The sequence below is a fragment of the Gilliamella sp. B2969 genome (assembly GCF_026536195.1).
Lineage (GTDB): Bacteria > Pseudomonadota > Gammaproteobacteria > Enterobacterales > Orbaceae > Gilliamella.
The window spans coordinates 75,230-86,300 of sequence record NZ_JAFNOP010000013.1 but is presented as its reverse complement, the minus strand read 5'-3'; the positions used below and the strand labels follow the sequence as shown (position 1 = coordinate 86,300).

Annotated in this window: 9 protein-coding genes and 1 pseudogene; all 10 read left to right on the top strand. The window is 35.9% G+C overall.

The features are described from left to right. Positions 1-226: 226 nt before the first annotated feature. Positions 227-461, top strand: a pseudogene (locus tag J3U66_RS12940) (pseudouridine synthase); the annotation flags it as partial. 438 nt (positions 462-899) lie between these two features. Further along, complete coding sequence (gene rppH / locus J3U66_RS11730) at positions 900-1,472, top strand: RNA pyrophosphohydrolase (RefSeq protein ID WP_267349093.1); 573 nt, start codon at positions 900-902, stop codon at positions 1,470-1,472. Then, the gene (gene lgt, locus J3U66_RS11725; protein ID WP_267344697.1) at positions 1,469-2,338 is read left to right on the top strand and encodes a prolipoprotein diacylglyceryl transferase; all 870 of its coding nucleotides are present in this window, start codon (positions 1,469-1,471) and stop codon (positions 2,336-2,338) included. Before rppH ends, lgt begins: the two co-directional genes overlap by 4 nt. After that, a complete protein-coding gene (gene thyA / locus J3U66_RS11720; protein WP_267349091.1) occupies positions 2,335-3,129 on the top strand; it encodes a thymidylate synthase in 795 nt (264 codons plus the stop codon). Before lgt ends, thyA begins: the two co-directional genes overlap by 4 nt. A 244-nt stretch (positions 3,130-3,373) precedes the next feature. Further along, positions 3,374-4,324 carry an LpxL/LpxP family Kdo(2)-lipid IV(A) lauroyl/palmitoleoyl acyltransferase gene (gene lpxL / locus J3U66_RS11715; RefSeq protein WP_267349089.1) on the top strand — a complete coding sequence of 317 codons (951 nt, stop codon included), beginning with the start codon at positions 3,374-3,376 and terminating at the stop codon, positions 4,322-4,324. A gap of 46 nt (positions 4,325-4,370) precedes the next feature. Then, positions 4,371-5,453, top strand: a complete 1,083-nt coding sequence (gene rlmM, locus J3U66_RS11710; RefSeq protein WP_267349087.1) for a 23S rRNA (cytidine(2498)-2'-O)-methyltransferase RlmM — start codon at positions 4,371-4,373, stop codon at positions 5,451-5,453. 22 nt (positions 5,454-5,475) lie between these two features. Then, positions 5,476-7,338 (top strand): penicillin-binding protein activator, encoded by a 1,863-nt coding sequence (locus tag J3U66_RS11705; protein WP_267349085.1) that lies wholly within the window; start codon positions 5,476-5,478, stop codon positions 7,336-7,338. After that, positions 7,301-7,672 carry a YraN family protein gene (locus J3U66_RS11700; RefSeq protein WP_267349083.1) on the top strand — a complete coding sequence of 124 codons (372 nt, stop codon included), beginning with the start codon at positions 7,301-7,303 and terminating at the stop codon, positions 7,670-7,672. The genes J3U66_RS11705 and J3U66_RS11700 overlap by 38 nt, the downstream gene beginning before the upstream one ends. Before the next feature lie 16 nt (positions 7,673-7,688). Then, entirely contained in the window at positions 7,689-8,267 is a 579-nt protein-coding gene (locus J3U66_RS11695; protein ID WP_267334269.1) for an SIS domain-containing protein, read from the top strand. Between the two features lie 97 nt (positions 8,268-8,364). Then, a complete protein-coding gene (gyrA, locus tag J3U66_RS11690) occupies positions 8,365-11,064 on the top strand; it encodes a DNA topoisomerase (ATP-hydrolyzing) subunit A (RefSeq protein WP_267334270.1) in 2,700 nt (899 codons plus the stop codon). Positions 11,065-11,071 lie beyond the last annotated feature (7 nt).

Here is an 11,071-nt window from a genome sequence, read left to right as displayed (position 1 = left end):
AACTCAGAAGTGAAACGCCGTAGTGCCGATGGTAGTGTGGGTATTACCCATGTGAGAGTAGGGTGCCGCCAGACTTTTAAATTAGTGCGAGAGCCCAGCAGAGATGCTGGGCTTTTTTGCTTTTTACAGCGGAATAATTATGACTAACAATGCTAGAAAATCGATAATGATTTACTATATTATTAAAAGTATTGTTATTGAACATAGTTAAATGGATAGGAAAAAAATGGGCTCATTAATTGCTTTTAACAAACCGTACAATGTAATTACGCAATTTTCTCCCCATGAAAAATATCAAACATTAAAAGATTTTATTTCATTACCCAAATTTTACCCGGCAGGTCGACTGGATACTGACAGTGAAGGATTATTATTACTGACCAATGATGGTAAGTTGCAGTCAAAAATCAGCTCGCCAAAATTTAAATTACCAAAAACTTATTGGGTACAAGTTGAAGGCATAATTAGTCAACAAGCTATAGATAAACTCGCTCAAGGTGTTCAGTTAAAAGAGTTCTATACGGCCGCAGCTATAGCGACTAAGCTGAAAGCGCCGACTAATCTATGGCAACGCGTTCCGCCTATTTGTGAACGTAAAGCTATTTCCAAATTGGTACAACATCAGTAACCATATGTAATATTTAAATCACAACAATAGAAGATGCGATTTCATATTTTTCTCAGTAGTGCATTATGAAGTATTTATAACTTATGCGGCTTTCTTGGTAGTTTAGTCATATAAATTCACTTTGCTATAATAAGCATTGTTATAAGAGTTAAATTATCTAAAAAATAGCTGATTAAAAGTATATTTGCTTGATAAATTCATTTTCCTATTTATTTATTTCTGTATGTATGAAACAATTTAGATATAGAAAAATAATTTTTTGAGGTAGTCAGTGATCGATAATGATGGCTACCGTCCAAATGTAGGAATAGTTATTTGTAACAGGTATGGTCAAGTTCTTTGGGCTCGTCGTTATGGACAAAATTCTTGGCAGTTTCCTCAGGGCGGAATTAAACTAAACGAAACGCCTGAGCAGGCAATGTTTCGTGAATTAAACGAAGAGGTAGGATTATTACCCAAAGATGTGAAAATTTTGTCTGTAACTAATGGTTGGTTGCGTTATAAATTACCTAAACGAATGATTCGCTGGGAAAATCAACCTGTATGCATAGGGCAGAAGCAGAAATGGTTTTTATTAGAATTGATTTCTGATACATCAGTAATTAATCTTAATATGTCTTCGACTCCAGAATTTGATGATTGGAAATGGGTGAGTTATTGGTATCCTATTCGTCAAGTTATTGCCTTTAAACGTGATGTCTATCGAAAAGCAATGAAAGAATTTTCTTTGCCAGTTTTTACTATACAGTCAGAGATAGAAGTGCCAACAGTTAATGTTTCTAAAAAGAAACGATTTAATTTCTTTGCTCATAAACGAAAAAATAAACAGCGTATAAAAAAATGAATCAATACTTACAATTTCCTAATTTTGATCCAATTGCTTTTTCAATTGGTCCTATTTCGCTACATTGGTATGGTGCAATGTACTTATTTGGTGTATTGGGCGCGCTTTATTTAGCTAAGCGCCGCGCAAGAAAGCCAAATAGTCAATGGACTACACAACAGGTTGAAAATTTATTATTTTGGGGTTTTTTAGGACTCTTTATCGGTGGCCGTCTTGGTTATATTTTGTTTTATAACTTTGATGCGTTTATTAAAGATCCGGTTATTTTGTTTAAAGTTTGGGAAGGCGGCATGTCATTCCATGGTGGTTTAATAGGTGCGATTTGTGTCATTGCGATTTTTGCTAAAATAACACACAAAACCTTTATGCAAGTAGCTGATTTTGTTGCACCTTTAGTTCCTATTGGGTTAATGTTTGGACGTTTTGGTAATTTTATTAATGGTGAATTGTGGGGACGCGTAACGCACTCACATATTGGTATGCTATTTCCAACCTCGTCTCATGCTGATTTTATGTATGTACAGTCTCATCCTGAATGGTTTTCTCTTTATACTCAGCTTAATGGTATTTTACCAAGGCATCCTTCGCAGCTTTATGAAATGTTGTTTGAAGGAATAGTATTATTTATTATTTTGAATTTATTTATCCGTAAACATAGACCTGTTGGTGCTGTATCTGGTCTATTTTTACTTTGCTATGGTTTATTCCGGTTTGTCATAGAGTTTTTTAGACAACCGGACGAACAAATAGGCTTATTCTTAAATATGATAAGTATGGGACAAATTTTATGCCTACCAATGATTATTGGAGGTATTTTGATTCTGTTATATGCATATAGATTTAACCGTAAGGCGATTAAACGATGAAACAATATTTAGCGCTGATGCAAAAAATTTTAGTAGAAGGGACACCTAAATCTGATCGAACTGGAACGGGTACATTATCGATCTTTGGTCATCAGATGCGATTTAATTTGCAAGATGGCTTTCCATTAGTAACGACAAAAAAATGTCATTTACGTTCTATTATTCATGAACTACTTTGGTTTTTGAAAGGGGATACTAATATCCGTTATTTACAGGATAATAAAGTGACTATTTGGGATGAATGGGCCGATGAAAATGGTGATTTAGGTCCAGTATATGGTAAACAATGGCGGGCTTGGGGAGCTGCCGATGGCCGTCAAATAGATCAAATTACTCAATTAATTGAACAAATTAAAAATGATCCTGATTCAAGGCGTATGATAGTTTCTGCATGGAATGTCGGTGAACTTGATCAAATGGCATTAGCACCATGTCATGCATTTTTTCAATTTTATGTTGCGCAAGGTAAACTTTCTTGTCAACTCTATCAACGCTCATGTGATGTATTTTTGGGATTACCGTTCAACATTGCAAGTTATTCACTCTTAATACATATGATTGCTCAGCAGTGTAATTTGGAGGTTGGTGATTTTGTTTGGACGGGAGGGGATACCCATCTATACTCAAATCATATGGATCAAACTAAGCTGCAATTAAGTCGAGAGCCAAGATCATTACCAAAATTATTGATAAAGCGTAAACCGCCAACAATTTTTGATTACGAATTTGAGGATTTTGAGATTGTTGATTATGATCCTTATCCTGCCATCAAGGCGCCAGTCGCAGTGTAAAGTATGTTGAAGTATTATGATAAAAAATACGTTTAATCTATTTTTTTACTCATACATAAGTTAACAATAGTATTATTGGGATTAATCAAATTAATCCCAATATTTTTTTAAATCTCTCTTTTTATGATTGAACGCATCATGTAACAATAGCCGATTTTGTCAATCGGAATGTTATTTTCCTGCATATTGAGCCAAGATTGGTATATAATAGTTAACTTTGTTTAAATCATTAATTGATCTTAATATGAGTCAAAATCAGGAAATTCGTCCCGTTTTTACTAAGCACTTATTACATCCTCGTTACTGGTTAACGTGGTTAGGAATTGGTTTTTTATATTTATTGGTATTGTTACCCTATCCAATAATTTATCAACTAGGTAAATCATTAGGTTTACTTTCAATGAAGTTAATTGGGAAGCGAAAAGAAACTGCAAAACAAAATCTTAAACTTTGTTTTCCCGACAAATCACAACAAGAACGCGACGCGCTGTTACGTGATAATTTTATTTCGACTGGATTAGCTATTTTTGAAACGGGTATGGCTTGGTTTTGGTCCGATAAACGTTTAGCTAAGCATTCTTCTATAGTGGGTGATGATTATATTACAAAGGTACAGCAATCAGGACAAGGTGTTTTATTAATTGGAATTCATTTCTTAACACTCGAATTAGGTGCTCGAATTCTAGGTATGAGTCACCCAGGTGTTGGCGTTTATCGACCTAATGATAATCTGGTAATGGACTATGTGCAGCTTAAAGGCCGACTAAAATCAAACAAATATATGTTAGATCGTTACAACACTAAAGGTATGATTCGGGCATTAAAAAATGGTGAATTACTTTGGTACGCGCCAGACCATGATTATGGTCCTAAAAATAGTGTATTTGCACCATTATTTTCTGTTGAAAAAGCAGCAACCACAATCGGAACTCGCATTCTCGTTAAGTTGGGGCAACCTGCAATTATACCGTTTACACCTAAACGTGAAAAAAAAGGTCACTATATTGTTGATGTAACGCCTGTGCTTGAAGGTTATCCAATCGATGATGATGTACTTGCTGCCGCGTTTATGAATAAAGCCATTGAGCATGAAATTTTAAAAGCACCGGAACAATATATGTGGTTACATAGACGTTTTAAAACACGCCCTAAAGGTGAAGCTCCTTTATATACAGATAGTGTACAATCTGATTAATATCCGCTCATTAAATCGTGTTGAGAAGAAGAGTAAAAATTACAATATGCAAAAACTAAATAAAATTATTTTGTATTGTCGCCAAGGATTCGAAAAAGAGTGTGCGGCTGAAATCACTGATAAAGCATCACAAAAAGCAGTATTTGGTTTTGCTAAAGTAAAAGAAAATAGTGGTTATGTTATTTTTGAATGCTACCAAGATGGCGATGCTCAACACTTGATTAAAACGTTATCTTTTCGAACATTAATTTTTGCGCGGCAAATGTTTGCAGCCGGTGATTTATTAACCGATCTACCTAACCATGACCGTATTTCTCCTATCATAGATTCATTATCAGGCTTAATAGAGAAAGCCGGTGATTTACGGGTAGAAGTAGCTGATACTAATGAAGGAAAAGAACTGATAGGATTTTGTCGTAAATTTACTGTTCCTCTTCGTCAAGCTTTAAGACATAAACGTATTTTATTGAAAGTGGAAAATCCATCAAGGCCCGTCATTCATCTATTCTTTATTAATAGTCAGAGTTGCTATATTGGCTATTCGTTAAGTCAAAATAATTCGCCATTTTATATGGGGATACCTCGGCTAAAATTTCCAAGCGATGCGCCTAGCCGTTCTACCTTAAAATTGGAAGAAGCTTTCCATATTTTTATTCCATACGAAGAATGGGATGAACGATTAAGAGGTGGTTTAAATGCGGTCGATTTAGGTGCTTGTCCAGGCGGTTGGACTTATCAACTCGTTAAACGAAATATGATGGTTTATGCCATTGATAATGGTCCAATGGATAAAAAATTGATGGAAACAGGACAAGTAAAACATTATCGTGAAGATGGCTTTAAATTTGTGCCAAAAAAGCATAATATTTATTGGTTGGTCTGTGATATGGTTGAAAAACCAACTAAAGTGACACAATTAATTGCCAAATGGCTTATTAATGGTTGGTGTCGAGAAACTATTTTTAACCTGAAATTACCAATGAAAAAACGATATGAAGAAGTAACACAAAATTTGTTGCTACTTCATGAAGAATTAAATGGTAAACAAATTAACGTCCAAATTCAGGCTAAACAGTTATATCATGATCGCGAAGAAATTACTGTGCACGTACAGCGGATTTGGGGATAACAAATTACAAGAGAATAGGTGTATGAATTTAAAACGGTCCTTTTATGCAATGCTAATACTTACATTGTTTACCTTATTGGCTGGATGTCCTGCCAATAAGCCACAAGTAATGACTGATTATGACCAGAATAAAAATTCTAGTTATTATTTATCACAAGCTGATAAAAGTTCTGGTTACGCCAAAACCAATTGGCAGTTAATGGCTATTCAGGCTTTAGTGAAAGAAAATCAACTAGCTAAAGCTGATGGATTACTATCGCAAATATCATCCCACCTTGATGCTAAGCAACAACAAGAGCGAACATTATTACTTGGTGAAATTGCAGTAAAATCAGGAAAGTCATTTGATTTTAATCAATTTTCTACTCAAGGCTTAACTCAAGCTCAGCTATACCGCTACTATACTATTAAACTCAGTAGTGATGAAAAAAATAAAGAGATTAATGCACAAGCTCATGACTATACTGAATTAGAAAAATATGCGCCAGAAAATCAAAAAAAACAGATATTAAATAATACTTGGAATTTCTTTAGCAAGTTAAACGTAAATGAAATTAATTCAATTGTTGTCAACGAAGATGACAGCATTTTACAAGGTTGGATTAATTTAAGTTATGCGTACACAAACAACAGTAAAGCTCCCACTACGCAAGAAGGTGATACACCAGAAGTGATAGCCGAGAAAACGCAAAAACAAAAGCAAGCATTAAAACAAGCTGTTGCTGATTGGCTAACCCAGTATCCAGATCATCCAGCTAAAAATATCCTACCAATATTGACTGGTGAGCAGACCTTAGCTGCCGCAGACACGAATGCGAAAAAAGTAGCTTTATTATTACCATTAAATGGTTCATCACGTATATTCGGCGACACAATTAAGCAAGGTTACAGTGATGCAATAAAGTTCTTCCCGCAAGAACCACAGCAAAATGTCGTTTTACTCGACACAACAAGTGCGCCAATGGATACACTTATTCAGCAAGCAAAAGAGCAAAATGTTGAACTCATCGTTGGTCCTTTGCTCAAAGATGAAGTTGTTAAAATAAAACAATTAGCACCAAGCATACCGGTTTTAGCACTCAATAAAGTTGATAATAATACAATATCGACGAATAAAATGTGCTTTTTTGCACTATCACCAGAAGATGAAGCAAAGGATGCTGCCGATCATATTTATGCGCAAAGTAAGGTGAAACCTCTACTGCTTGTGCCACAAAATGATTTAGGCAAACGTGTCGCGCAAACTTTTGCTAAACAGTGGTCACAATTATCTGCTAATAATTCTCAAGCTTATGTGCAATATTTTGGCAATAAAAGTTCATTAAGTGCGAATATGAATCAAAATAGTGGAATCAGCCTGAGTGGCTTACCTATTTTAATCAATGATGCAACTACTCAGCCGGTACCGCCTGAACAATCAGCTAGTTTTGATGCTATTTATATCTACTCTTCTTATGATGAACTAACCCTAATTAAACCTATGTTAGATATGGGGGCGGCTAAATCGGGAACTAACTTATCTCAGATAATGATTTATACCAGTTCAAAAAGCCATGTAGCCAATGCATCTAATGATTTTAACTACGATATGAATAAAACGGAATATGCTGATATTCCAATGATCATTAATCGCACCGATAATATGTTAGAAATAATACCAAGCAATATTCAGAAAGATTATTCATTATTGCGTTTATACGCGATGGGCATTGATGCATGGAGACTAGCAAACCGCTTTAATCAATTAGATTCTTATCAACCTAATTTTTTAGATGGAATGACAGGAAAATTATCGACAAGTAATCAGTGTGAAGTGACAAGAGCATTGTCTTGGCAACAATATATTCATGGTTCAACTCAAACTACCACAACAAGCGAAGAATAAACAAATTGGCAAGTATTATGAAAATATCGCTTGCCAATACTTACTTAAACAAGGGCTTTTATTAATTGCTAAAAATAGTCAATATCCCTTAGGTGAAGTTGATTTAATTATGCAAGATAAGCAATGTCTGGTTTTTGTTGAAGTACGTTATCGAAAAAATGCTAATTTTGGCGATGCTGCGATGACGGTAACGTTAAGTAAACAAACGAAAATTAAGCAAGCAGCACAACTTTGGATGCTATCTGAAAATTTGAATATTGAAGATACCGAGTTTAGGTTTGATATTTTTGCCATAACAGGTAAAAATCAACAATGGATTATTAATGCGTTTTAATTATTAGGTGAAAAACGTGCAAGATTTAATTAAAAATTATTTTACTGAAAGTATTCAAACACAAATTGTAATGGCGGAGTCTTTAGGTTCATCAATCGAAAAAGCAGCCAATATCATTGTTCAAGGTTTACTTAATGGCAATAAAATTATGAGTTGTGGCAATGGTTCTTCCGCTGCAAACGTTCAAAGTTTTACCTCACGATTGATGACTAGCATTAATATAGAAAGACCCAGTATTCCTGCCTTAGCTTTAGTTTCTGATAATGTATTATTAAGCGCTATTGCCACTCATGAAGAAGTTTACGCACGTCAAATTCAAGCCTTGGGTCAACAAGGTGATATTTTGATTATAGCAACTAGCCAAGGTAACAGTCGATCAATTATACGGGCGGTACAAGAGGCGGTGATTAAAGATATGAAAATTGTTGCACTTACCGCTTTTGATGGTGGTGAAGTGATTGGTTTACTTAGCCAAAATGATATTGAAATTAGAGTTCCCTCCTATAAAAAAGTGATGGCTTACGAGATGCATGCAATGATTCTAAACTGCTTGTGCCAATTAATTGAAAATACATTGTTTATTCATGGTGAATAAGTTGAAATAAAAACAGTTTAGTTCTGCATTAATAGTGTTTTTATGCTATAATTATAAGCTATTTTGATGATCTAAATTAATAAGAGAACATGGTGTTATGACCGAACTAGCCAAAGAGATAACCCCCGTTAATATTGAAGATGAATTAAAATCCTCTTATCTTGACTATGCAATGTCTGTCATTGTTGGGCGTGCTTTACCCGATGTGCGTGACGGTTTAAAACCGGTTCATCGTCGGGTTTTATTTGCCATGAACGAAGCTGGATATGATTGGAATAAACCTTATCGAAAATCAGCGCGTGTTGTTGGGGATGTCATCGGTAAGTATCACCCTCATGGTGATTCTGCTGTTTATGATACGATTGTGCGTATGGCACAGCCATTTTCATTACGCTATATGTTAGTTGATGGGCAAGGAAACTTCGGTTCAGTTGATGGTGACTCTGCTGCTGCAATGCGTTATACCGAAATTCGTATGCAAAAATTTGCAGGTGCATTATTGACGGATCTTGATAAAGAAACCGTTGATTTTTCACCTAACTATGATGGATCCGAGATGATTCCAGACGTGTTACCAACACGTATCCCTAACTTATTAATTAATGGCTCATCAGGAATTGCAGTTGGTATGGCAACGAATATTCCACCACATAATTTATCTGAAGTGATTAATGGTTGCCTTGCTTTTATTGAAGATGAAAACATTTCTGTTGATGGTTTGATGGAGCATATTCATGGGCCTGATTTTCCAACGGCAGCGTTAATTAATGGTCGTAAGGGTATTGAAAATGCTTACCGTACCGGTCGAGGCATCATTTATATCCGCTCAAAAGCAACCATTGAAGTTGATGACCATTCAGGTCGTGAAACGATTATTGTTAATGAAATTCCATATCAAGTTAACAAGAAAAAGTTAATAGAAAAGATAGCTGAGTTAGTCAAAGATAAAAAAGTAGAAGGTATTTCAGCACTACGCGATGAATCAGATAAAGATGGGATGCGTATTGTGATCGAAGTTAAACGCGATGCTGTTGCTGAAGTGGTATTAAATAATCTTTTCTCTTTGACGCAGCTACAAGTTTCATTCGGTATTAATATGGTTGCTTTACATAAAGGGCAACCAAAACTATTAAACTTACGTGAAATGATTGAAGCATTTGTGCTTCATCGCCGTGAAGTGGTTACGCGCCGAACGATATATGAACTCCGTAAAGCTCGTGAACGTGCCCATGTTTTAGAAGGTTTAGCAATAGCACTTGCCAATATCGATCCTGTTATTGAGTTAATTCGTGCTGCATCAACGCCAAGCGAAGCGAAAACTAAATTATTGGCGCAAGCTTGGCAGTTAGGTAATGTCGCTGCAATGCTTGAAAAAGCGGGTAATGATGCTGCGCGACCAGAAGAATTAGCACCAGAATTTGGTATTCGTGATGGTCACTATTATTTATCTGAAGCACAAGCGCAAGCTATCTTAGATCTACGCTTACATCGCTTAACAGGTCTTGAACACGAAAAAATTCTTGATGAATACAAAGCGTTACTTATTCAAATCGGTGAACTATTGCATATTTTAGCAAGTCCAGAAAGATTGATGGAAGTCATTCGTGAAGAGCTCGAAGCGGTTCGAGATCAATTCCAAGATGCAAGACGAACTGAAATTACAGCTAGCAGTGCTGATATTAATATTGAAGATCTTATCGCGCAAGAAGACGTGGTTGTTACCCTTTCTCACCAAGGCTATGTGAAATATCAACCGCTTTCTGATTATGAAGCACAACGTCGTGGTGGCAAAGGTAAATCGGCGACCAAAATTAAAGAAGAAGATTTTGTTGAAAAACTACTGGTCGCCAATACGCATGATACAATTCTTTGTTTCTCTAGCCGTGGCCGATTATATTGGATGAAAGTTTACCAATTACCTGAAGCAAGTCGTGGTTCTCGTGGTCGTCCAATTATTAATCTATTACCACTTGAAGCAGATGAGCGTATTACTGCAATTTTACCGGTTCGGGAATTTGATGACGAACATTGTGTGTTTATGGCAACGGCACAAGGTACAGTTAAGAAAACCTCACTAATTGAATTTAGTCGTCCTCGTAGTGGTGGTATTATCGCCATTAACCTACGTGATGATGATGAACTTATCGGTGTGGATCTAACAAGTAATGAAACATCAGATACCGTTGATGATGAAGAGCTCAATGATGATGTAATTGTTGATGAGACAGATAATGATGACGAAGTCTCTCAAATCTCTAATACAGAAGACATTATGTTATTTTCAGCTAATGGTAAAGTTGTTCGCTTCCCGGCGAATAAAGTTCGCTGCATGGGACGAACTGCGACCGGTGTTCGGGGTATTAAATTAGAAGGTGATGATAAAGTAGTCTCACTCATTGTTCCTCGAGGTAATGGCGCAATTTTAACTGCTACTCAAAACGGTTATGGTAAACGTACTGAACAAGAATTATATCCAACTAAATCACGCGCAACTAAAGGTGTAATTTCTATTAAGGTCAGTGAGCGAAATGGAGCAGTTGTTGGAGCTGTACAAGTTGATGAAACCGATCAAATTATGTTGATCACTGATGCAGGAACGTTAGTTCGCACGCGTGTATCAGAAGTGAGCATTGTTGGTCGAAATACGCAAGGTGTTATGCTTATTCGAACGGCTGAAAGTGAAAAAGTTGTCGGATTGCAGCGAATTGCTGAAACAGAGGATGATGATAACGAGTCTGAATTTCCCTCGAACCAAGGTGAACAACGGACTGATTCATTAGAGGAATCCGAAGAATAATTTTTAA

Bases quoted from the DNA above. Each gene is read 5' to 3' on its own strand.
- rlmM (WP_267349087.1), top strand. From the start codon at position 4,371: ATGCAAAAACTAAATAAAATTATTTTGTATTGTCGCCAAGGATTCGAA.
- lgt (WP_267344697.1), top strand. From the start codon at position 1,469: ATGAATCAATACTTACAATTTCCTAATTTTGATCCAATTGCTTTTTCA.
- gyrA (WP_267334270.1), top strand. From the start codon at position 8,365: ATGACCGAACTAGCCAAAGAGATAACCCCCGTTAATATTGAAGATGAA.
- J3U66_RS11705 (WP_267349085.1), top strand. From the start codon at position 5,476: ATGAATTTAAAACGGTCCTTTTATGCAATGCTAATACTTACATTGTTT.
- thyA (WP_267349091.1), top strand. From the start codon at position 2,335: ATGAAACAATATTTAGCGCTGATGCAAAAAATTTTAGTAGAAGGGACA.
- J3U66_RS11700 (WP_267349083.1), top strand. From the start codon at position 7,301: ATGGTTCAACTCAAACTACCACAACAAGCGAAGAATAAACAAATTGGC.
- lpxL (WP_267349089.1), top strand. From the start codon at position 3,374: ATGAGTCAAAATCAGGAAATTCGTCCCGTTTTTACTAAGCACTTATTA.